The following is a 22,424-nucleotide window of genomic DNA, read 5'->3' as shown; positions in this document are numbered from 1 at the left end:
TCATGAAATAAATTTGAATGGATATCAGAATGCTTTACTATTAAAAAATCTAATAAAAGTCCAAAAGGCTGAAAAAGAGATGAAAAACGCATACCAAATGGTTTGCGCTTTTCGTGTTTTATGGTGTGTAGCATTGATATTTTAACTGTAATAATTTTATAAAAGGCTGGATCTGAGGACACATCTGAAGATAATTCTAATGATGTGCATAGTATTTGTTCAAGTGAATTAGATGAAAGTGGGATGACGCCTGATGAATTTGAACAGCGATTTAACAAAGAGGCAAAGAATTAGGCGAAAACACTAAATCAATAAACCTTGAATATAGTGATGGAGAAAATTTAAATAATTTATCTTAATAATAAATTGATTTTGGTAGATGGATTTAATAAGGACACAGGCGATAGCCTTAAAAGTTATCTTCAGATTGTTGGGATTATAATGAAAGTATTTAATCCCTATATGACAACCAACGAAATAATAAGTATGATATACAATAAATTGGATTTGAGTAATGTAATAAACAACCATGAAGTTAAATCATATAAAGTTGAATCAGAAGTTTATAATAGTTTAAGATATTCTTTTAATTATTCTAGTGGGAAACTAGAATTATTGTTTACGAGGTTAATTTCAGAAGATTGAATGTACAGAAAATAGCAGGCGTTCAGCCTGCTATATTAGTTACTTTAATACCTTTTTAATCATCTTATCCATTATGCCATCGGCTTGATAACCTTTTAGGATATCTTCAACTTTGTCCATCGGAACGCTGTCTGTTGGGAGATCTTGAATCTCTGCTAATTTTGATCTTACTTCCTCTTTTGTTGGAGCTTTGTTTTGAATATGATGATCAATTAAGTATTTTTCAAGTTTATTGGACTCTTCCGCAGATAGTCCGTACTTCAAGATGACAAAGTCTTTTGTAGTAAAATCTGGGGCAAGATGTTCGTAAAGAGACACTATCGCATTTTTCATGTGCATTAAATTCGCAGTAAATTCTTCTTTTTCTTTATCGGTCATGCTATGTCCGCCCTTAAGATTTTAAATTATTGTCACGATCAGATTTTTTAAGGGAAATGCATTCTAACAAAAGAAAAAATAAAGTTAATCCTAAAGATAATTTAAAGTTGTTGCTACTCCCAATAGAACACAAGATACCCACTATATAAATAAATAAAAATCTAAATATAGCAGCAAATATAAACTTGAAAAAGTTATCTCCTAAAAGGTGCCTTCCAACAGCCACAAATATATTATCAAAAGTAAAAGAATAAACAACCATACACACACTCATAATAACAATCTGTTTAAATCCTATTTCTAAATTAAAAAAGCTTACAAGCACATTTGCCGATCCTGTTGCAAATAAGATTATCCCCATTATAACTGCAGTAGGGATTAGTGATAAAACCAAAGCCCCTATTGCTGTAGATAATAAAAATTTTTCATCTGTGTTTTTTTCTTCAGCTTCTTTCTTTTCTCCTCTGTACATAAAAATAAAAAAGACGATAAGAAAGAAAAGATAAATTGATAACGTCATAATAAGTAGATTCATGGTGCATCTCCCCTTACAATAATTAAAACAAAAGAGTGAGGCTTATGACCTTCACTCTTTTGTTTTAATGTATAGTTGTTATAGCAAAAAGAATACAACAACCTTCGCAATTAGCTGTGCATCAGCTAATGGAATTCCAGCTTTCACTAATGCCACAGTAACGGCTGTTTCTCCGAAATTTGTAAGTTCATCTATAACGTCAGCCGCTTTATGTCCCCACTTAGAACAAGCATCACCAGCTTTTTGAGCCCATTTATATGGAATTTTTTTAATAAGGGTTCCTAAAGCAGGACCACCAACCCTAAGTGCTTTTACTATTATTTGTTTAGCAAAAGGAATACCTTGCGTATGTACTTTAGAATTTGCAGTTACAGGAGTCTCAAACTTAGATTGGATTTTAGTAACACCGCTATTCATATTTGAAGCTAAAGGAGCCTGTATGTTATTCTGCTGAACTACAGGAATTTTCTTACTTTCTGCTGCACTTGCATAACCGGGAGAAACAACAGATACAACCAGCACAGCTAATGAAAACACCATGAAAAATGAAATAAATTTTCTCATCATTTCCTTCCTCCTCCTTTTATAACCATTTATTTAATATATTTTAAACTATACTAAATATTTATAAAATAATCAATATATTTCCTAAGAAAATTTTGGTTATAAAAGAGGGGGGAATTTGACTATGGGCTACCAAAACATATCGTCCAACTGTCTTGTGATTATTTTACGAGATATAGCATTTTTCAAAAAGAACCTAAAGTCTCATTAGGGATAATCAATTCATCCCGTGGAAAGATTCAATAAAATTGTCATTTTATACGAAAATATTTATTTATGAAAAAGGAGGAACAAAATGGGGAATTTCTCAACTAAACTTTTAAAGGCTTGGCTCGCAATCCCCAGATGGTTCAGAGTGTTTACGCTAAGTGCTATCACGATATATATTTTATGGTCATTTTTCATTAATGGAATAAAAAAAATATTTAAATTAGATACCTCTACCTTAGTTATAAGCTTAATAGCATCCGGAATCATATTGATAATTTTCAATAAAAGTTCTGTGAAAAAGTAGGGAGTGGCATTAAAAACATTTCTTATCGTAATATACGAGCGTCTGTAAAGCGGCCTAATACTTTTCCAGCAAACGGCATAAAAAAATGAAGAACAAGCCCTCCTAAACAAACGGTTAATAAAGTTCCGATGCCAATCGGTCCTTTTAAGATGACGGCCGCTGTCAAGAAGACGAGGTAAATGATGGTTCTCGAAACAAATATGTTGGTTCTCGTTAATTCTTTTATGATGAATGTGAATCGGTCAATTGGCATCGGAGCAAAATTTGTGTATAAGTATGTCGCGGTTCCTAAACCTGTAACAACCAAGCCGATTCCAAAACAAATCACTTTGCTCCACCATTGTTCTGGTGTGATAAAAAAGTGCAGGAAAAAAAGCCACATATCAATGCCGATCCCCGTTATAAACGCCGTTAGCATCCCTGAAACTTCCGGTCTTTGGCTTTTTAAAAAAGAATTGCAGCCTATGAATAGCAAAGCAATGATGACTTCCCAACTTCCCACAGTAAGCCCCACATGTATGGACAGTCCCACCAAAAGTGCGTCAAAAGGCGAAGCGCCAAGATCTGATTGAATCGTAAAAGCAATCCCAAGGGTTAAGATTAAAATTCCTAATACATAAAAAACATATTTCACTTAACTCGCCCTCTTTATTTTTATTGCAAATACAACAAAATTTCGGTATATTTAATGTACGCCATTTATGTTGTATTTGCAACAAAAACATGTTCGAAAGGAGTTTATGATGAAGGATATTCTTCGTGAAATTGGAATGATTGCCCGGGCTTTGGATTCTATAAGCAATATCGAATTTAAAGAACATGACCTGACAAAAGGGCAATATTTGTACCTTGTCCGAATATGCGAAAACCCGGGAATCATTCAGGAGAAGTTAGCTGAAATGATTAAAGTGGACCGGACCACCGCAGCCCGCGCTATAAAAAAACTTGAAATGAAAGGCTTTATTGAACGGAGAGATGATGAATATAACAAAAAAATAAAAAAACTCTTTCCGACGGAAAAGGGGAATGAGGTATTTCCTTTTATAAAAAGAGAAAATGATCATTCGAATTGTGTGGCATTAGAGGGGTTTTCCGAGGGGGAAGCGGAGACCATCTTCAATCTTCTTCAAAGAGTAAGAAAAAATGTAGAAAAAGACTGGGAGTTCGTGAAAAAGGGGAACAAGAGAAATTATTGACGGCATAAAGGAGCGGCAGATTGAAATGACAGTAAATATAAAAAGGTGCACCCTTGAAGACTTACAAAAGCTTCAAGAAATTGGTTGTGAAACTTTTAATGAGACATTTAAGCATCAGAACTCGCCGGAAAATATGAAGGCCTATTTGGAAAAGGCGTTTCACTTAACACAATTAGAAAAAGAACTATCCAACAAAGCTTCGCAATTCTTTTTTGTCTATTGTAACAATGAAATCGCTGGATATTTAAAGGTCAATACTGATGAGGCCCAAACTGAAAAAATGGGTGATGAATCACTTGAAATTGAGAGAATTTATATCAAGAACGAGTTTCAAAAACATGGGCTTGGCAAATATCTGTTCAATAAAGCTATGGAAATTGCGAAGGAACTGAATAAAAAGAAAATCTGGCTGGGCGTATGGGAAAAAAACGAAAACGCAATTGTTTTTTATAAGAAAATGGGGTTTGTTCAAACCGGTGCTCACTCTTTTTATATGGGATATGAAGAACAAACGGACTTGATCATGACCAAAACACTCCTATAACTTTTTTGAAAGGAGGATGACGATGTATATTCCAAAATTTTTTAAAGTCGAAAATGTTGATGAAATTTTGGATTTTGTCCAAAAAAACTCTTTTGGCACGATTGTTACGCCAGAACAAGGGAAGCCAATCGCTACTCATTTGCCTTTGGGATTCAATAAAAAAGGTGATGATTACTATATCACCGGCCATGTCTCTTTTGGAAATCCGCAGTGGAGAACTTTTGAAACCTGTCAAGATGTGCTTGTTATGTTTCAGGGGCCGCACGCATACATTTCTTCTTCCTGGTATGGGCATGAGGATGTTCCAACATGGAATTATCAAGCCGTCCATATATACGGTCAAGCAAGCATTCTAGAGAGAGATGAATTAATAGAAGAATTAACAATTATGATGGGAAAATACGAAAAACACCGAGAAAATCCAATTTTATGGGATAACCTTTCTCCTCAACTTTTAGAAAGACAACTGAAAGCGATTGTCGGGTTTAAGATTAAGGTGGAAGACATTCAGGCTGCATATAAATTAAGTCAAAACCGAAATGATACAGACTACATGAACATCATTGATCAATTGCAAAATGAAGGAGATCCCAATGCGGAGCAATTGGCGGCAGTGATGAAAAAGAGGCTGGAAAATTAAATATAAATCCACCTTCAACCCCATGCAGGAGTTAAAGGTCGGAATCAGAGCCGTCATTTATGCAGCATCTTAAAGATCGAGCGGGAAATGAAAAGGCAGGCCGAATGGTTAGGTCGAATCATCTTTGTCGAAGACTTAATGGGGTCGCAGCCCGCGAAAGTTCAAGTCTGTCGGCCGCATCATAGGAATACCAAGGGTTATGACCCCTTGGTATTTATTTATGGAGGGTTTCGACTCCATTATTTTGTTGTTGTCGCGTTTATGAAATTATTGATTTAAAATAGGGATTTCACTAAGCAATTTCTTCAAATGAATAGAGTCCCACGGCAAATGTTCGGTTATACCTAATCCAACTACATCTGTTTCGGAAGAGAGTTCTTTCAGAAGATGAAGCAGGTGCGGCATTTGCATTGTTCCCTCAGGAGAAAAAGTTACAGGTGCTTCAGGATTGGCGAATAATAAAGAACGAAACGCCTTCGGATCAAGCACGTCTAAATCAAGGTGTATGGCCAGATACTTGATGTTGCTTTCTTTTATCCATTCTTTTATAGAATTGGTACTGTTCATTAACTCTTTAGTTCCGGCAGTTCTAATCCCAAGTCTTTGAATCACTTCAGTGTCTGGTTCTGTGGGAACTATACCTTGTCTTTGAAGTGCTTTTGTTATCGCGTTTGTTTCTTCTTCTGTAGGAGCTGCTAATCCCGCGATAAAGACATTTTCAGGTTTAAGGGGAATGTTCACATGTTTTGCGAACTCTTCATCTCCTTCTCCCAAAAGGTTCCCGAGCGGTAAAGTATGACCGTTATCATATCCTGCATATCTAACTAAATCGCTGTGAGCGTCAATCCAAATTAAACCTAAGTCCCCGCCGTATCGTTCGTTTAAATAAGCAAATGGTGCTTGTTCGACTAAGCAGTCACCGCCAAACATGACAATGCGATCCGGCTTATGGGCATGAATGATATGCTGAGCAGCCTCCAATTGTTCCAGCAGTTGTTTTCTCCCGTTTATTCCGTTTTCGTTTTCAAGTGGAGTTCCATCATAAGTTTGAACCGGAACATGAATAAGGGGCTGATCATTTTCAGGAGCCAGCCAAGCAAGCAGTTCCGCTCCAAAAGAGTAGTTGGGATTGTTTCCCCCTTGCCATTGCGGCATCAACAGACGTATCGTTTTTTTAGCCATGTTATCGTCTCCTTTACTTCAAATTACGGTTAGTATAAAATGAACGCAAACAAAAAAACAGTACGCACTTTATTGATAGGTACTATCCGAAAGGGAAGTGTTAATATGAGTATGGCTGAATATAAAGGCAAAGTTAAAAATATTCAAGATACACCTTTTGGCTACACATTGTCCGTGATCGGCGGCAAATGGAAAATGGTTATTATTTATCTCCTCGCGGAAAATCAACCGGTTCGCTTTAATGAGCTGAAAAGACAAATAGGGGCTATTACTTATAAAACATTGAGTTCACAACTTAAAGAATTGGAAGCGGATGGTCTGGTGAAGCGGGAAGAGTACCCTCAAGTTCCCCCAAAGGTCGAGTACAGTCTCACTGGTAAAGCGGAATCACTATTGCCGGTTTTAGAAGGGTTATGTGAATGGGGGGTGAAAAACCAATAAAGTTAAGGATTCATTCATCTTGGAGAGAGAAGAATCAAATGCTTCGTTCTATTGCCGACAATCCTTTTGTCTGGCCGGAAATGTCCATAAACATTAGGGCCTTTATTGGTTATTCACCAGTTGCGGAAACGGGGTGCTTGCAAAATAGTTCCAACCACTGGCACATGAATGTTCCAAGTCTAAAAGGGTTACCTTAATCCAATGTAATGATCGGTATTTGCAGCAGCCGCTCAAAAAACGTGATTGAACTTTTGAACCTAGAAAAACTGTTATGGTATATTTAAATATAACGTAAAATTTGAAATGAGGAATGACATGAATAAAATCGAAAAACATAAGAAATTTAAAGCGAAAATGATTTTCAAAGTTATAATGGTCATGATCGGAGGAATCATAGCGGCCTATGGATTGGAAACAGTGCTGATTCCTAACAATGTATCTGATGGCGGAGTGACAGGACTCAGCATTGTTGGTTCACAACTATTTGACTTGCCGCTTGGTATACTTATCGCAGCTCTAAACATCCCGTTTGTCTGGCTGGGATATAAGCAAATCGGGAAAAGCTTTGCGTTATTATCGATTATCGGAATCGCATCACTTGCAGCAGGTACAAGTTTTATGCACCACACTCCGGCTATAATCGAAGGGGACACTTTGTTAGTCACTGTTGTCGGAGGGATCATCCTTGGTTTTGGAATGGGGCTGGCGCTGCGTAATGGCGGAGCATTGGACGGAATTGATATGCTTGCTGTGCTGTTATCGCGCAAATTGCCATTTGGAACGAGCGATCTCATTCTATTCTTTAACCTTTTTGTGTTTATTTTTGTTTCCGCTGTATTTGGCTTGCAAGGGGCATTGCTATCAGTCATCGCCTACTATATTGCGTCCAAAGTCATTCATGTTGTCGAGGAAGGATTAAGCGGTTCTAAAACCTTTCAAATTATTACAACAGAACCTGAGTTGATGGTGGAGACAATTCGCGATCAATTGGGCCGAAGTGCTACATATAAAGAAGCTTACGGTGGTTTTTCCCACGAAAAGTTTAAAGAAATTACATGTGTCATCAATCGCTTAGAAGACACCAAATTAAAGGAAATCATTAATGAAGTTGATAAAAATGCTTTTGTCACTGTATATGACGTAGCTGAAGTCAAAGGCAGTAATTTTAGAAAACCTAATATTCATTGATTAGGGATTTCCTAAGAAAAAACATACCAAAGCTTGTTGGTATGTTTTTTTATATCATGTCGGTTTCCGAACATGACCATCAAGCTAACATCCACAACATTTGGAGTTTAACCTTTTTTACAAGAAAACGGTTTATATGTTCGTTTAAAACCTCGCTACATTTAAAAAACACCACTATCGCCGAAATAAAAGAGCGGTTTTTTCGAAGCTCTAAAAATGCAGATGATGTACAGATGAATCGACCACAAATTGGACAAAACGTGTTAGTTGAAGGAAATGACTTCTGCGGTTATACATCCAGTAAAGTCGTTGCGTTGGGTCAAATTTATAATAACTAGAATCAACTGGTAAGTAAGACTTAAAATGTGCTAACACTTTTGGTTACTGTAGGAGTTGTTGTCGATCCAACAACTAAGGCATCTCTGGCAGCGATCATGCAATGGAATATGAGAAACCGCAAAAATAATCCTTACTTTGATGGAACCAATCTATATGAAAGAGGAGGATACTGGATACCTCCTCTTTCATTACTTTATTTTATTCACCTTTAACTTTTTCTTTTTTATTTGAATAACACAAGATTGCTGTATTTTAGTCTGGACAAATTTCTAGTAGATCAAAAAACAATGCATTCTCTACTGTTACTTGTGATCCAAAAAACGTGACATCTTTTTTAAAATCCAGCCCGCATACAACCTCGTTCATCTCCGAATAGGATAATTCAATGAACTCTTTCTTTGAAAAATATTCTTTTACACAATCTTCAAATTCTTGTTGTTTAGTGTTATAAGGTTGAGTATCAAAACCCTCAAGAGTTGGGACAGTTCTATTCACATCTCTGTTTTCAACTTGAAATTCGTGCTGAAGATAAAATAAAGGTGCAAGCTTAGATAGCATTAAAATGGTACTATAAGTAACTTCAAATTCCCCTTTTGTGTAGTCTTCATACTCAAATATTAATTTTGACGACGGCCATATTTCACCAAAATTTACGTCTGTGATTATCATATTATTATTCTCGGAAAATTTTTTTATTGCTTCTGGTATTACAAACTGCTCGCGGCATTTAGTAAGATAATCTGATTCGTTATTGTTTCTGTAGTATTTATCTATAGTTTCGTAGACTAGATCGTTCATTTTAATTTTCACTTCCTTAGTTCATTTTTAAATCATGACGTCCCGATTTGTCAGCTGGTTTAGTTTCGTTTAAGTTAAAGTTAAAGTCCACTTCTCCTTGATGTTTCCCTCTTTTATTAACAACTTCAAATCTACCATGTTGGGTGTCCACTGCATAGTATTTGCCTGTTTTCGAATCCAAATACACATCTCTTTGATTAATTTTAGTTAATTTTGAATCCTTTTTCCAATTTCTTTGCTTAGCAAAATCAGCAGCAGTGGCTTTAACCAATGGAATTTTTTCATTCAAATTCATTTTAGCTATCTTTTTTTCAAATAATCCAATACTATCCTCCTTTATATAAAATCACCAAGAAATTATACAGGTATATAAACTGATATTAAAGAAAAATAAACCATTTAAACTTTAAATGTATAATAAAGTTCTTTTTCTCTCCTTTGTTTCTACATAAAAAAACCATCTCACAAAGAAATTAATTGATCTAAATTTCATATTTAATTCTTTTTTCAAATAGATTAATCAGCAAGGACTTTTTTAGAGAAATCTAGGATTACTGTGTCTTATTCCAAGGAATCCCCCTACTCATCCTCATTTGACTGATAGCTTTCTCTGCCTAAGACTAATGATAAAAAAGATCAATTAAGAATACTGTTTAAGTAAACTTAATTGATCTTATAATACGATGTAACCTCCCTGGGCCGCTAAACTTTTAAGGAGGTCTATGTATATAAACCTTTGGGGCTAACTTTTGTCGAGCTCGCTTTTGTACATGTTTTTAGGATAACAATTTTCTCAAGCTTGATCAGCATGTGCAAGGACCATGTAAATAAAAGATATACGGTTCCTACTCATTTTTTAAGAGTACTTTTTTACCGGTCTTTGCCGACTTCCGAATGGCGTCTAACAACCGGTGCAGTTTGACAGCGTCATGAAAGTTTGGGATTTGATTTTTATGTTCAAATATATCTTCCGCTAAAATAGTATAAGCAGTTTCAACATAGCCTCTTGCACCATGATCCTTTACTGGGGAAATTTTTACTTCTTCAGAATAAACATCTTCAGCATTTAACAAATTATGAGGATGTGTAATCTTTTTGACTTTGAGATTGCCAAATTGTACGTGTCCTGAGGAATTATGCTGTGTTAAACGCAAAACACCTTTTTCCCCTCTAATCTCTAATTGAAAAGCTGGATAAACTCCGCCCTGAATATGGACAGAGGCTGAAGCGCCATTAACGAGCGTCCCCTGGATTAAAATTTGGTCAGCTGTGTTTTTTGGTATTTTCATCCCTGTTTCTTGTATGACGGCTTCTGTATAATGACTGTTCATTGCAGCTGATAATTCTTTAAAATCACCCAGGATATGACAAAGAACATCAAGCGAGTGACCACCGTTGATTGTAAGAAGGTTCGCCCCATTTTCTCTTTTTAAAAGGTAACTGCTTTTTTCATCTGTTATTCCTCCCTTTCCTTGTGTTGCTACCTGCATCGTGCAGGAGATGACCTTGCCGATCTCCCCCTGTTTGATTGCCCGCTTTAAATAATTGACTTCTGGAGATTGCCTTCCCTGTAATCCAATCGCATGATGAATGTTTGCGTCATCTGCCAATTTTGCCAGTTTTTCAGCCTGCACAGTATCTTTGCCTAAAGGCCATTCACAATATATATGTTTATTTTCTTCTATGGCTGCAAGCGAAGCTTCATAATGGAAAGGAACCTTTATACTGACGACTACCAAATCAACATCTTTTGATTGTGCTAATTCCTTATAATCTGTAAAAGCAGAGGCAGCCTTAAGCATCATAGCGCTTTTTTTTGCGGTTTCCATTTTTGATGTTCCAATCGCCGTTATTTCATAAAAAGGATTTTCCTTCAATACCGGAATATGTGTTTGACTAGCCCATTGATTATTCAAAGATCCGCCTATAATCCCTGCTTTTATCACGTTGTTCTTCATTAGCTATCCCTCCAAAACTCTTTAAACCGAGTATAATTAAAATTAGAGATCATTTTAAATGTTAAGTTATGATGGTTATATCACTTTTTTTGATGGGGGTTGAAATATGAATGGATATTGAAAACATGAAAGCTTTTGTTTCAGTGGCGGAATTAAAAAGCATATCTGCTGCTGCAATTAAATTGAATCACCTTCAATCCAATATGACTGCGAAAATAAAAAAAATCGAAACTCATTATCATCAACAACTGTTTATCAGAAATTCAAAAGGAGTCAAACTAACGAAAGAGGGAGAAAAATTATATCATCAATACAAGAAAATCTTGTTCGTTTGGGAAGAAACCGAAAACATCATGAAAAAACACGATGAAAAACTCCGTATTGGCACGATGATATCTGTTGGTGGAACTCAATTCTCAAGTGCTTTAAATAAGCTTTATCATACATATCCTGATTTATCGGTAACATTAAAAACAGGTTCAACAGAATATATTGAAAATCAAGTTCTCCTTGGAAAAATCGATGTTGCTTATACGATTGGATCGCTAAACAATAAAAAGATAAGTTATCAAAAAGTGGGATATGAAGAATTGGTGATCATAGGCCAAGGTATAGATCAATATACGAGATTTGATGATTATATAAACGGAAAAAACGTACTTGTATTATCAGATAAGTGCTTGTATCTAACATTATTATGTCATATTTTTGAAGATTCGAACATCCAACAGGGGGAAATCATTGAAGTGGGCGATCCAGAATCCTTAGTGCAATTTGCATTGATGGGTATGGGAATTTCCTTAGTATCAAAGCGCATAGCAGATCGCTACAATATCCATCATTATTTAGAAGTTCCATCACCTTATAGATACGTCGATTTATATTTCATTACAAGACTAAATCATAAATTTACACCTATAGAGAAACAGTTTATTGAATTAAATAACTCCCTGAGCGACATCATTGAAGGAATGTAAGGTTGATAAAAAAGTTATGCTCTCTTAAAACCAATACAAAAAGGTGTACCCTTGTGCGTGAAAGATATATCAATGAACGGGATTCATTTCTTTTGGGAACTTGGTTAGGTAATATCCCTGATCTAAATTAGAGATGACTCATTTTGAAGCTTTAAGTGCTAAGCCTTTACAAGAAACATAACGCGCTTTCATTCAAGTGCCTTCAACAAAGCTATATTATACACATTTTCAATTGGCATGACGTAACAGACCACTTCAAAACAGGGAACTTTGGCATCGATTTTTTCCACACTTATTAAGAAATTGGAGAAGGGCGGCTTCTAAGCCCTTTGCCGCCCTAAAATCCGAATATCCTTTATTGTTTTTAGCAAGTTTCTTTTGAGAAATAGGAGTTTAAAACATCATAAACAATCGGCAAAGAAGTAAATCCGTCAGTTTCTAAAAAGTGCCCCCCGTGTTGAACTTCGTAAAGCTTAGCGTCAATTTGTTGCGCCAGATCTTTGCTCCATGCAAATGGCACAATTTGATCGTCTCTAGAGGCAATGACAGCACGATGCTTAGCTGACTCAATGATGTTCTGAAAATCAAACGATTCCTCGGTAAATTCATCTAACATCTTTAAATCGGGCAGTGACTTGGCAAAGCCGGAAACGAGCAAGATTCCGCCAAGTGGTTGACGCAATTGCGTTTGTTCCAAAAACCTCAAAACGGCGGCGCACCCTAGGCTGTGTGCAACCAGATAAGTATGTTTATTTAATGTGTTCTTATTTAAAGAGAGCGTATCAAGCCAATCTTTAAGCCTTGGCTGGTGAGGATTAGGCATGTCTAAAATTTCTGCGTGTATTCCGTCTGCAAGCAGACGTTTTTTCAGCCAAGGAAACCAGTGGTTGGTTGAGGAGGCTCTGTAGCCATGAATGATATAAATTTGTTTTGTCATCCTGTTCTCCTTACAAATAATTTTTATTCAGTATAAAATCCCTCCCGTCAGGAAACAAGTACGCACTTTTTAGTAAGTATTTTTTACTCATAAGGCAAACCTTCTCTTTGTCCCCATCTGCACATTTCATCTATGAGAGGGTATAAAGACAGTCCTCTGTCTGATAACGAATACTCCACTCTGAGGGGATTTTGAGAAATCTCCACCCGGTGAATCAGACCGTCAGTTTGCAACTCCTTCAGCTGGGAACTTAACATTTTATGGGTGATTAACGGCATAGCCCGTTTGAGCTCCCCGTATCTCATCGTTTTTTCACACGCCAGCTCATAGAGGATTCTCATTTTCCATTTACCACCTATAAGAGATAAGGTGTATTCAAATGGAGCTTGTTTGCTGCGGCATAAGGTATTCATGGTAATCAAACCTCCTTTTTTAAGATCATAACAAAAATCAATATTGAGCCTGGATTCAACATGAATAGCAAAAGATTCACTTGTTTTCCTTATTTTGTTGAGGAGATGTGATATGATACAAAAAAAGGGAGCGGATTTCTTCTGAAAAAGGGCGGGAATACTTTTGCGCGAATTTGCACCTCAAGTTTTTCAAACGATAGGGATTATTGGTTTTATTTTAGCTTTTGTCCAGATTCCAATCGGCTGGTTTATCGGATTTTTCTTTTCCGGTTTGTTCTTCATGATGTTGAAATCAAACAATGAAAAATCGGGAACCTTCAATGTGATGGCTGGAGCCGCGTGTTTCTTGTATTCATTTCATTGTTTGTTTACGCAAGTGTTGTGACTGAATGGAGAACCAATATAAAAGCAGGAGGATGTCACTTTTATAAATAACGAGTTTTAAATATGGAGCGTGATGAAATGAAAGAAAACAGCCTTTTCCATTTTGAACCCACAAATCTATTTTTTTGTCTATTTTCTTCTGTGTATTTGGAAATCAAAAATGGGTGATTTATAATTGCGAAAGTTGAAACTATTGCTAGCCGCTAATTTGATTTCCACCATAGGTACCGGTATCACTTCCTATTTAATTGTCTGGCTGCTGATTGATCAATTGAAACAATCCGTTTTATATGGGTTATTGACGATGACAACGATGATTTTAGTGTTTTTTGCTTCACCTTATTTAGGGAGTTTGGTGGATCGATATTCTCGAAAAGCGATATTTCTCTATTTAGAAATAATAGGAATAGTGGTCTTAGGCGTTTTTTCTGTTCTATTCAATATTTCCGCCGTGTTGGACATCACCCTTGTTGTGATACTGATTTTTTATCATACGGCTTACGATTCGATAAAGTATCCTGCTTTAGCCGCTTTAACTCAGGAAATGTTCAAAAAAGAGGACTATAGTAAGGTGAACAGCAGTCTTGAAGTTCAGGGGCAGGCGGCGCTGATGATTAGTTCGGGGCTGGCTGCCATGATGATCGGCAAGATGGATGCGACAGTCATTTTGGTCATAAACATCGCTACATTTATAGCAGCTTCCATCCTCATCTACAAACTTCCCTATCAACGAAATGCTGAAGCAGAAGAGCATTCCAATACAATGAAAAATGAATCTTACTGGCAAAACTTTAGCTCCTCACTCCAATATTTATCTCATCGAAAAGTTTTGTTTGCTCTTTTATTGACTTCTTTTATACCAAGCATCGTGATTATTGTCGCAAACTACTTGGATCCGGTTTTCATTTACGACTATTTAAACGAAGGTCCGTCAGTTATCGGCATTGCCAATATTGTTTACGCCATTGGAGCTATGGGCGCCGGTTTTGTCACATATCAAATATCAAAGAAATGGCCCGATATGCAAGGTGTTATATTGTTTATGACAGTATTTGCTCTAGCAACCATTGTGATCTTCCTCGTTCCGAATGCTGTGACATTTATAGTTGCAAGCCTCTTTTGGGGGCATTCAAATGCTGCGATCAGAGTATTTAGGAAAAGTTATATGTTCCATCATGTCGATAATGCATATATGGGACGTGTCAATTCGTTGTTTAATGCGGTAAAGCTGTTGGGACAAGTTGCTTTAATAGGCATCTTAACGATTACAGTAGTGCCGGCGGGTCAAACTGTTTACGGATACTTCGTTTTATTCATCATTGTAATTGCTGCTCTTTTAACAACAACTTATTTATTTAACAGAACTTATAACAAAGATAAAGAAAAGCGGGTATCTTTATAGAGTAGCTCCCCCCGTAGAGGAGGCATAAAAAAGCATTGCTGTTTAAATACGATGCTTTTTTATGCCATAGGAGCCTCCCGTGATGATCTCAAAGCTTCATTCACCGCTAAGAATAGCAACCGGGCGCGCCCAGCCGGCAGACGCTTTTTCAACTTTTACCGGAAAAGCCATGACGTAAAATCCAGTGGAAGGCAATTGATCAAGGTTGGCGAGCTTTTCAATTTGGCAGTAAGGAATGGTGCTGCCTGAATAATGACCTTCCCAAATAATGGATGGGTCTTTTTCCTGCTCAAAGCGCTTGGCGGTCATGCTGAATGGAGCGTCCCAGCTCCAGGCGTCAGTTCCGACAAGGCGCACGCCGCGTTCCGTTAAAAATAGAGTGGCTTCACGCCCCATCCCGCAGCCGCTGTGCAGGTAATCGTTTTGTCCGTATTTGGCGCCAGCCGACGTATTCACAAGAACAATGTCGCCGGGCGCGAGTTTATGATTGATGCGGTGAAGCTCCTGTTCGATTTCTTCAGGGGTAACGATATGCCCGTCTTTCAAATGTCTGAAATCCAGCTTAACGCCAGGGCCATGAAACCAGTCAAGCGGCACTTCATCAATTGTCATCATCCGCTTGCCGTCGTCTGTAACAGAACGGTAATGATATGGAGCGTCGATATGCGTTCCGGCATGCGTGGACATCTTCACTTTTTCCAGCGACCAGCCTTCTCCCCCGGGAAGATCTTGCGAGGAAAGGCCGGGAAAGCTCTGGACCATCTGTTTAGCTCCTTGCTTATGATCCGCATATTCGATTTCAGGGACAAACCCCGGCGGATCAGACGGTATATCACCTCTTAACGATACCGACAAATCTACAATTTGATTGATTTTCATCTGTTTTCCCCTTTCTGCCTAAGCGGCTGACCATTGAAATTGTAGGCGATCAAGCTGTTATCTTTTTTATTTTACATGATGAGCCATACAAAAAGCCTGCAGAACATTTTGCAGGCGATTCGCATTTTTCTACACTTGCTGTGACTTAGGTTTCCTCAGCTTGTAAATCGCGATCAGCATGATAAACCAAACCGGCGTGACAAATAAGGCAACGCGGGTGTCCTGCGCCAGTGCAAGGACGATGAGGATAAACGTAAGAAAACCGAGAACCACATAATTTGAAAACGGGTAAAGCGGCATCTTGAATTTGTTTATTTTCGCTAAATCCGGTCTTGTTTTGCGGTATTTCAAATGGCAAATGACGGTGATTCCCCAAATAAAGATGAAGCATATCGGAGATGCTTGTAATCAGCGTAAACACTTGTTCAGGCATGATATAGTTCAGCATGATGCCAATCAGAATTACGACCGCTGAGAAAAACAACGCATTGCTCGGCACTTTGCGGGAGGTCAGTTTGGTCATAGCGCCGGGCGCATTATGTTCTTTCGCAAGCGAGTATATCATCCGGCTCGTGCTGAAGACTGCGCTGTTGCTTGCCGAAGCCGCCGATGTCAGCACCACAAAATTGATGATGCTTGCAGCCGCAATGATGCCGACCGCTGCAAAGACTTGGACGAACGGACTCTCATTTGGGTTGATGACATTCCACGGATAGATGCTCATGATCACAAGGAGAGCACCGATATAAAACAGCAAAACACGGACGGGGATATTGTTGATCGCTTTAGGAATGACCTTTTCCGGATCTTTCGTTTCCCCCGCTGTCAGTCCCACAAGTTCGATGCCAACAAACGCAAAGACAACCATCTGGAATGAAAGGAGAAAACCGTGCAGTCCATTTGGAAACATGCCGCCGTGGTTCCAAAGGTTGTGAAAGGCGGCAGCGCCCGAATGGGTGGGAAATCCTTTGAAGATCATGAAAAGGCCGATCACGATCAGCGCCAATATCGCAATGACTTTGATTAATGCGAACCAGAACTCCAATTCTCCAAAAAGCTTGACGGTCGCCAGGTTCATGATCAGCAAAATGAGCAGGGCGATCAATCCGGGCAGCCATTGCGGTACATCAGGCAGCCAGTATTGGGTATAAAGCCCGACCGCGGTTAAATCGGCCATCGCGAGCGAAATCCAGCAAAACCAGTATGTCCAACCCGTTATTAATGCCGCCATGTCGCCTAAGTAGTCCCTGACAAAGTCGACAAACGAATGGTATTCCAAATTGGATAAAAGCAGTTCTCCAAGAGAACGCATAATGAAAAAACAAATGATTCCCGTAATCAGATAAGCAAATAAAATCGACGGTCCTGCAAAATGGATTGATTTCCCCGAACCAAGAAACAGCCCCGTTCCGATCGCTCCGCCGATGGCGATGAGCTGAATATGCCTGTTTTTCAGGCCTCTCGATAATTTTTGTTTGTGTATATCGTTGTCAGTTACATCTTCTGTCACTTTATGTATGCCTCTATTTTTATTTTTTAGGCCCGATCCCCGCATGTTTTAAAATCTATAATAACATTAAAATTTGAAGTAACAGATAAGATTCGCCTGATGCGTTTGTAAAGAGGTGGTTTGCGTGGAAGTAGACTGATCCTTCTTTTTGTAACCAGATCTTTATAGAATGGTCGTTGTTCATTAATCATATTTGGTTCGGAATAAGAAGCGGGAATGAATCGAATCGTCCGTAAGTATTGTCATACCTGCTGCAAAATACATATCCGTCTGTTTGGACAGCGTGCTGAGGCAAATCCTTGAAATTGTTGAAGCCATTGTCATCGACTCGCGATTTCAGCAGAGACATCATTCAAAAGTATGCCGCAAAAGATGACGGCTTTCCAGAAAAACGGGAGGCCCGAGCCAAGCAACAAATCGTACTTGGCCTGTTTTTAATGGGGAAGGTTTTGTCATTGAGGGCTTGATATGCCAAGCTGCTGCGCACGTCCGCTTTCGTGATACAATATAGGTATTTCAGAGAGCATGATGTATTAGGAGGAACGAAAGCTGAACAAAAGGAAATCTCAACGCAGTCAATCGGTTTTTTCGGCAATGCTGATCGTAATCGCGGTGTATGTTCTGTATACCTTGTTTGAAAATTTAATTCTTGATCCGCAATCAACATCTTTTCTCAGCCATAAATCTCACCTGAGGGACTCCTTTCATCTCCCGGTCTGGCTGAAGGTGATGTATGTTCACGTTGTTGCCGCTTGTTTGGCGATGGCTTCGGGCGCTGTCAACTTCTCCAGCGCCTTGTTGACCAAAAGCCGCAAGATTCACCGTTTTAACGGCTGGCTCTACGTCGTTTGCGTGCTGATTGTGACGCTGTCGTCAGGCTATATGGCACCGCATTCTACCGGAGGGAAGGCCGCCAGCATAGCCTTTAACATGGTGAATATGTATTGGCCTGCCGCCACGGTTATTTCCGTCATCAAAGCTCGGCGAAATCAGTTTATCAAGCACCGGAATTGGATGATTCGCAGCTATCTGTTCTGTTTTACCAATATGTTCATTCACTTGATCACTTTCGTGTGCCATAAAGGACTCGGCCTGATATATGACATCAGCTACACGATAGGCGTTTTCGGAGCGATTGTGCTTTGCATCGCGTTGGCCGAATGGATCATTCGGTTCGCCTTTAAAAAGCCGGCGCAAATTTTTTATACAAATCACAGGGGCTTTTAAGCCCCTGCTCTTTTTCCTGTGGATTCCATATAGCTCAAGGAGGCGAGTATTCTCATTTGAATACGGGAAAGGAGTGTGAAGCAGTTTTGCTTTTGCTTGGGCTGTTTGATTCAGCTCATAGAGTAATAGAAAAAGTGATCTGACTCACAGTTTTCATCACGCACCTCCTGTAAAGTAAATGATAGTTTTTTGCCGGCGAAAATAAAGAAAAACAGGGGATGTGTCAACCGATGAAAAGAACTGATCTGCCTCTAGTGTATTCGTGCTCCGGATGTTCCTCGGCCGCGCAAACGGCCAATATGATTGCCATTAAAATGGATCGGGAGAAAACGGCCGAAATGTCGTGCATTGCCGGAGTCGGCGGCGATGTGAAACCGCTTGTCAAAACAGCAAAATCCGGGCGGGATATCATTGCGATTGACGGCTGTCCTTTATGCTGCGTCAAGAGTTGTTTAGCTAAGCATGATGTTCAGCCGAAGCATCATTTTGTATTATCGGATTTTAACGTGCCGAAGAAAAAAGGAGCAGATCCCGACCCTGTCCTTTATATGAATGCGTATGAACAAATTTTGCAGCTCTTAAAATGCTAAGCCTTTTGGGAATGTTTATTTAGGGTGCTGTTTAGAGCATCAGTGAACGGATGCATTTGAATTGAAAAATCGAATGTCGATTACAGGCCATACGCTTTCTGCGAACGGCGGATTGATTTAAAATACCGAGGGTTTCATCCCTTGGTATTTTTGTTGTTACATCTTCTAAAAAACATGTCCAGCTTTTCGGCAAATTCCTCCGGGTATAAAACGCATCCCACATGATTGCCTGGAAAATCGACTACTTTCGTTTTCAAATGATCAGCCAATGCTTTTGCATACCTGTACGGGAGACAGCCTTGCGAATCAATGCCGCCGGCAGGTACGACTGTAACCGGTGAAGCTTTAAGCCTGCCGATGTCGGGTGAATATTCTCTTAAACCCGGCACCTCGGACAGGATAAAATAGTCAATGTTGGCCATGAGCTGCTCCGTCCGGGATTTTGGACGGTCCGGCTGAGCTGTGGACGTAATGCCCATCGCTTTCGCGAATGCTTCTAAAGCCTGTAATCCGCTTCGTTTGTATTGTTTTTCAAGGTTCTCCAAGCTCTCGAACCCTTTGGTGCGGTCACTGCCGGCCAACAATTGTGGAATCGGAGGCTCGTGTGCGACCAACATGCGGATTTGTTCAGGATGGCGGATGGCAAGATCAAGGCCGATGACCGCGCCGGAGCTGCAGCCGAATACATAGGCCGGTTCATCCGTCAGAGCGGCCAGCAGCCGGCTCGCATCATCGCTGTGTGCGGAAACCTGGTAATTTTGATTCGGATCTTCCAGCCTGCTGCGGGAATGCCCGCGGCGGTCGTATGTGATAACCGTGTAACGGTCGGATAGGCGGTCTGTAATCGGGTATGATTCTGCATCGCCGTTGCCCCCGTGAATCATAAGCAAGATAGGCCCAGAGCCGCGCACTTCGTAGTAGAGCTTTGCTCCGGGTACTTCCAATACACCGTGTTTCATGACAATATTCTCCTCTCGTTGCATGATCACTTTTACATTACATGACGGAGAAAGCATAGAAAATGCAGAAATCAGCTAATAAACAAACTCGCCATATTAAAAAGCACCGATCACAAGGATCCGTGCTCCAGTTTATTTTGTGTAAACGATTTTTTTAATCGTTTCGATGGAAAGATGATGTTCCGCTGCTAAGTGCTCAATCGTTTCGCCATTTTTAAAGGCCCTTTTTATCGCGGTGTTGCGATCATCGATCAGCTTTCTTGCTCCTGAACGTGCACCCCATTTTTTGTGGGCGGATTCAGTCTTGGGAATGTAGATCGTTTCCCCTTGAACATACTTTTGAATTTCCGATAGCAGCTTTTCAGGTAGAACAGCGGCAGCCTTTACGTATGCCATGTTTGCCAGCTCCTTATTCCTTTGATTGTAAAATAAGGGGCATAGCCAATTACCAGAAAAGCTTACTTCAGGCGATTTTATTTGTCCACCCCATGCAAAGTATCGCCTTTTCCGATAACAGGCTTTGCATGAGACGCTGCATGATCCGGCATTCTGATGCTTGCCATGTGATCACCTCCTTCGAATTTGCTATTCATTATAAATGAAATCGAGATTGGCGGCACTTGATGATAAAATATTTTTAAAAAGAATGACCAGTCCGCAAACTATTTTTCACGCTCCCGCGTCTATCCTAATGTAACAGCCGTATATACGTATATTCAAAAAAGGAGTTCTTTATTGCAATGAAGAAACAAGCAGCCAGAGCGTCTCTTGTCGCTTGCATAACAGACCGGAAAGAAGACTTTTACCGGCTGGCGTACAGCTATGTGAAAAATCAAGAAGACGCCTTAGATATTGTCCAGGAATCAATCAAAAAAGCGCTCGATTCCGTCGATTCTGTTCGCAATCCGGATACGATTAAAAGCTGGTTTTACAAAATTTTGGTGCGGACGGCAATCGATTTTTTGCGCAAACGGAAAAAACTAAAGGTTATGGATGATCAAACGATCGAATTTTTAAGCAAGGGCAAGGAAGATATCTACCGGGATACAGACCTTCATGAGGCGCTTGACGAGTTGCCGCATCCCTACCACACCATTATTGTTCTGCGATTTTTTGAGGATCTCAAACTGGAAGAGATTGCGGAAATCACAGGCGAAAATTTGAATACGGTCAAAACGCGCCTTTACAGAGGATTGAAGCTTATGCGCATCCAATTGACGAAGGAGGATCTTTCTTAATGGAAAAGAAATTGGAACAGCTGAGAAAAGCATATCAAAACGTCCCCATTCCGAAGGAACTGGATCAGGTTGTCGAAACTGCGCTTCAGCATAAACCGAAGAAGAAGAGAAGGCTGGTGGTATGGCCTGCATCAACGCTTGTCGCGGCGGCTGTACTATTGGCTGCCGTCGTGAATATCAATCCCGGAGCAGCCCAGGCCATGTCGCGTTTACCCGTCATCGGCAAGGTCGTTAAGGCCATCACATTCACCGAGATCAAACAGAAAGATGGAGAATCGAGTATTGACGTGAAAACACCGGCTCTGTCCGGCTTGAATAACCGGGAGCTTGAAAATGGCATTAACGAGAAATATGTAAAGGAAAGCCGTCAGCTTTACCGGGAATTCATGAAGGAGACGTCCCGGAATAAAAAAGGGCATCTCAGCATCTACAGCGATTATGAGACAGTCACGGATACGAAGGATTTGATTTCGATTCGGCGAAGCGTCGAAAGAACGGAAGCGTCCAGCTATACCGAACGGCGCTATATCACCATTGACAAAAAGAATGAAATTCTGCTTACCTTGAAGAGTTTGTTTAAAGACGACCGGTATATTACGGCCATCAGCGAAAACATTAAAGAACAAATGAAACAGCAAATGAAAGATGATCCTGATAAAATATATTGGATCAATGACGAGGAAGTCGAGCCATTCAAACGAATCAAGGCCGACCAAAATTTTTATATTACAGAGAATCATAAACTGGTGATTTCATTTGACGATTATGAAGTCGCACCCGGATATATGGGCGCGGTAGAGTTTGAAATTCCGACTAAGGCGATTTCGAGCCTGCTGATCGGCGACCGCTACATCCGCTAGTCAAAAAATCCATGATTCGCTGAAATCATGGATTTTTTACTTTTTACAACTTTGTAACACCATATTCAGCTTGAAACTTTTATACTAGAGAGACGGCATCATTCAGGGTAGATAAAAATGACGATT

General features: G+C 39.4%; 24 protein-coding genes and 2 pseudogenes. 12 read left to right on the top strand and 14 right to left on the bottom strand.

Annotation, left to right across the window (positions count from 1 at the left end; genetic code table 11):
- Nucleotides 1–684: 684 nt before the first annotated feature.
- The 4 genes from M1E03_RS18625 to M1E03_RS18610 all read right to left on the bottom strand — a co-directional run bounded on the left by M1E03_RS18625 (nt 685) and on the right by M1E03_RS18610 (nt 3,270).
- Nucleotides 685–1,023 carry a hypothetical protein gene (locus M1E03_RS18625; RefSeq protein ID WP_020450280.1) on the bottom strand — a complete coding sequence of 113 codons (339 nt, stop codon included), beginning with the start codon at nt 1,021–1,023 and terminating at the stop codon, nt 685–687.
- Nucleotides 1,024–1,036: 13 nt separating this feature from the next.
- The gene (locus M1E03_RS18620; protein WP_020450281.1) at nt 1,037–1,558 is read right to left on the bottom strand and encodes a hypothetical protein; all 522 of its coding nucleotides are present in this window, start codon (nt 1,556–1,558) and stop codon (nt 1,037–1,039) included.
- A 78-nt stretch (nt 1,559–1,636) separates the two neighbouring features.
- Complete coding sequence (locus M1E03_RS18615) at nt 1,637–2,125, bottom strand: hypothetical protein (protein ID WP_458110558.1); 489 nt, start codon at nt 2,123–2,125, stop codon at nt 1,637–1,639.
- A 533-nt stretch (nt 2,126–2,658) separates the two neighbouring features.
- Complete coding sequence (locus tag M1E03_RS18610) at nt 2,659–3,270, bottom strand: YczE/YyaS/YitT family protein (RefSeq protein WP_050820807.1); 612 nt, start codon at nt 3,268–3,270, stop codon at nt 2,659–2,661.
- A gap of 109 nt (nt 3,271–3,379) precedes the next feature.
- On the opposite strand from M1E03_RS18610, the gene M1E03_RS18605 reads away from it, so the two are divergent.
- Genes M1E03_RS18605 through M1E03_RS18595 form a run of 3 tightly spaced genes read left to right on the top strand, consistent with a single transcriptional unit; the run spans nt 3,380 to nt 5,016 of the window.
- Nucleotides 3,380–3,832: a MarR family winged helix-turn-helix transcriptional regulator gene (locus M1E03_RS18605; protein ID WP_023857834.1), complete on the top strand. Its 453-nt coding sequence runs from the start codon at nt 3,380–3,382 to the stop codon at nt 3,830–3,832.
- Nucleotides 3,833–3,857: 25 nt separating this feature from the next.
- Entirely contained in the window at nt 3,858–4,376 is a 519-nt protein-coding gene (locus tag M1E03_RS18600) for a GNAT family N-acetyltransferase (protein WP_020450286.1), read from the top strand.
- Between the two features lie 22 nt (nt 4,377–4,398).
- A complete protein-coding gene (locus tag M1E03_RS18595) occupies nt 4,399–5,016 on the top strand; it encodes an FMN-binding negative transcriptional regulator (RefSeq protein WP_128823333.1) in 618 nt (205 codons plus the stop codon).
- Nucleotides 5,017–5,283: 267 nt separating this feature from the next.
- Here the strand turns inward: M1E03_RS18595 and M1E03_RS18590 are convergent, their stop codons facing one another.
- Nucleotides 5,284–6,198 carry an arginase family protein gene (locus M1E03_RS18590; RefSeq protein ID WP_103750319.1) on the bottom strand — a complete coding sequence of 305 codons (915 nt, stop codon included), beginning with the start codon at nt 6,196–6,198 and terminating at the stop codon, nt 5,284–5,286.
- Between the two features lie 105 nt (nt 6,199–6,303).
- Here M1E03_RS18590 and M1E03_RS18585 point away from each other — a divergent pair, with 105 nt between their 5' ends.
- Both M1E03_RS18585 and M1E03_RS18580 read left to right on the top strand, forming a co-directional pair.
- Nucleotides 6,304–6,639 carry a winged helix-turn-helix transcriptional regulator gene (locus tag M1E03_RS18585; RefSeq protein ID WP_105980737.1) on the top strand — a complete coding sequence of 112 codons (336 nt, stop codon included), beginning with the start codon at nt 6,304–6,306 and terminating at the stop codon, nt 6,637–6,639.
- Between the two features lie 315 nt (nt 6,640–6,954).
- Nucleotides 6,955–7,827 (top strand): YitT family protein, encoded by an 873-nt coding sequence (locus tag M1E03_RS18580; protein WP_025810048.1) that lies wholly within the window; start codon nt 6,955–6,957, stop codon nt 7,825–7,827.
- Between the two features lie 591 nt (nt 7,828–8,418).
- Here the strand turns inward: M1E03_RS18580 and M1E03_RS18575 are convergent.
- From M1E03_RS18575 to M1E03_RS18565, 3 genes are all read right to left on the bottom strand, one after another.
- Entirely contained in the window at nt 8,419–8,964 is a 546-nt protein-coding gene (locus M1E03_RS18575) for a hypothetical protein (protein ID WP_039073246.1), read from the bottom strand.
- A 16-nt stretch (nt 8,965–8,980) separates the two neighbouring features.
- Nucleotides 8,981–9,259 (bottom strand): colicin E3/pyocin S6 family cytotoxin, encoded by a 279-nt coding sequence (locus tag M1E03_RS18570; protein WP_229129429.1) that lies wholly within the window; start codon nt 9,257–9,259, stop codon nt 8,981–8,983.
- A gap of 550 nt (nt 9,260–9,809) precedes the next feature.
- Nucleotides 9,810–10,922 carry a Gfo/Idh/MocA family protein gene (locus M1E03_RS18565; protein WP_023857829.1) on the bottom strand — a complete coding sequence of 371 codons (1,113 nt, stop codon included), beginning with the start codon at nt 10,920–10,922 and terminating at the stop codon, nt 9,810–9,812.
- Between the two features lie 110 nt (nt 10,923–11,032).
- On the opposite strand from M1E03_RS18565, the gene M1E03_RS18560 reads away from it, so the two are divergent.
- Together M1E03_RS18560 and M1E03_RS18555 are read left to right on the top strand one after the other, a co-directional pair.
- Nucleotides 11,033–11,899 (top strand): LysR family transcriptional regulator, encoded by an 867-nt coding sequence (locus M1E03_RS18560; protein ID WP_025810043.1) that lies wholly within the window; start codon nt 11,033–11,035, stop codon nt 11,897–11,899.
- A gap of 183 nt (nt 11,900–12,082) precedes the next feature.
- Nucleotides 12,083–12,223, top strand: a pseudogene (locus tag M1E03_RS18555) (ISL3 family transposase); the annotation flags it as partial.
- Nucleotides 12,224–12,263: 40 nt separating this feature from the next.
- Here M1E03_RS18555 and M1E03_RS18550 read toward each other — a convergent pair.
- Both M1E03_RS18550 and M1E03_RS18545 read right to left on the bottom strand, forming a co-directional pair.
- Nucleotides 12,264–12,836 (bottom strand): RBBP9/YdeN family alpha/beta hydrolase, encoded by a 573-nt coding sequence (locus M1E03_RS18550; RefSeq protein WP_026580603.1) that lies wholly within the window; start codon nt 12,834–12,836, stop codon nt 12,264–12,266.
- A gap of 83 nt (nt 12,837–12,919) precedes the next feature.
- Nucleotides 12,920–13,249 (bottom strand): winged helix-turn-helix transcriptional regulator, encoded by a 330-nt coding sequence (locus M1E03_RS18545; RefSeq protein WP_023857826.1) that lies wholly within the window; start codon nt 13,247–13,249, stop codon nt 12,920–12,922.
- Between the two features lie 559 nt (nt 13,250–13,808).
- On the opposite strand from M1E03_RS18545, the gene M1E03_RS18540 reads away from it, so the two are divergent.
- Entirely contained in the window at nt 13,809–15,035 is a 1,227-nt protein-coding gene (locus M1E03_RS18540; RefSeq protein WP_020450300.1) for an MFS transporter, read from the top strand.
- A gap of 96 nt (nt 15,036–15,131) precedes the next feature.
- Here the strand turns inward: M1E03_RS18540 and M1E03_RS18535 are convergent, their stop codons facing one another.
- A complete protein-coding gene (locus tag M1E03_RS18535) occupies nt 15,132–15,914 on the bottom strand; it encodes a cyclase family protein (RefSeq protein ID WP_096747895.1) in 783 nt (260 codons plus the stop codon).
- Between the two features lie 129 nt (nt 15,915–16,043).
- A pseudogene (locus tag M1E03_RS18530) lies at nt 16,044–17,424 on the bottom strand (amino acid permease).
- Between the two features lie 594 nt (nt 17,425–18,018).
- On the opposite strand from M1E03_RS18530, the gene M1E03_RS18525 reads away from it, so the two are divergent.
- Together M1E03_RS18525 and M1E03_RS18520 are read left to right on the top strand one after the other, a co-directional pair.
- Nucleotides 18,019–18,651, top strand: coding sequence for a DUF2306 domain-containing protein (locus M1E03_RS18525; protein ID WP_458110557.1), 633 nt, complete (start codon nt 18,019–18,021; stop codon nt 18,649–18,651).
- A gap of 230 nt (nt 18,652–18,881) precedes the next feature.
- Entirely contained in the window at nt 18,882–19,241 is a 360-nt protein-coding gene (locus tag M1E03_RS18520; protein ID WP_020450306.1) for a putative zinc-binding protein, read from the top strand.
- Nucleotides 19,242–19,375: 134 nt separating this feature from the next.
- Here M1E03_RS18520 and M1E03_RS18515 read toward each other — a convergent pair whose 3' ends face one another.
- Nucleotides 19,376–20,200 (bottom strand): alpha/beta fold hydrolase, encoded by an 825-nt coding sequence (locus tag M1E03_RS18515; protein ID WP_458110556.1) that lies wholly within the window; start codon nt 20,198–20,200, stop codon nt 19,376–19,378.
- Between the two features lie 132 nt (nt 20,201–20,332).
- Complete coding sequence (locus tag M1E03_RS18510; RefSeq protein ID WP_020450308.1) at nt 20,333–20,596, bottom strand: CD3324 family protein; 264 nt, start codon at nt 20,594–20,596, stop codon at nt 20,333–20,335.
- Nucleotides 20,597–20,940: 344 nt separating this feature from the next.
- Here M1E03_RS18510 and M1E03_RS18505 point away from each other — a divergent pair, with 344 nt between their 5' ends.
- Together M1E03_RS18505 and M1E03_RS18500 are read left to right on the top strand one after the other, a co-directional pair.
- On the top strand, nt 20,941–21,438 hold the full coding sequence (locus M1E03_RS18505; RefSeq protein ID WP_020450310.1) for an RNA polymerase sigma factor: 498 nt from the start codon (nt 20,941–20,943) through the stop codon (nt 21,436–21,438).
- The gene (locus tag M1E03_RS18500; protein WP_020450311.1) at nt 21,438–22,298 is read left to right on the top strand and encodes a DUF3298 and DUF4163 domain-containing protein; all 861 of its coding nucleotides are present in this window, start codon (nt 21,438–21,440) and stop codon (nt 22,296–22,298) included. The genes M1E03_RS18505 and M1E03_RS18500 overlap by 1 nt, the downstream gene beginning before the upstream one ends.
- Nucleotides 22,299–22,424: the final 126 nt, after the last annotated feature.

The organism is Bacillus sp. PK6-013, from assembly GCF_054161445.1.
The sequence above is the reverse complement of the archived record's forward strand: the minus strand, read 5'-3'. Positions and strand labels throughout refer to the sequence as shown.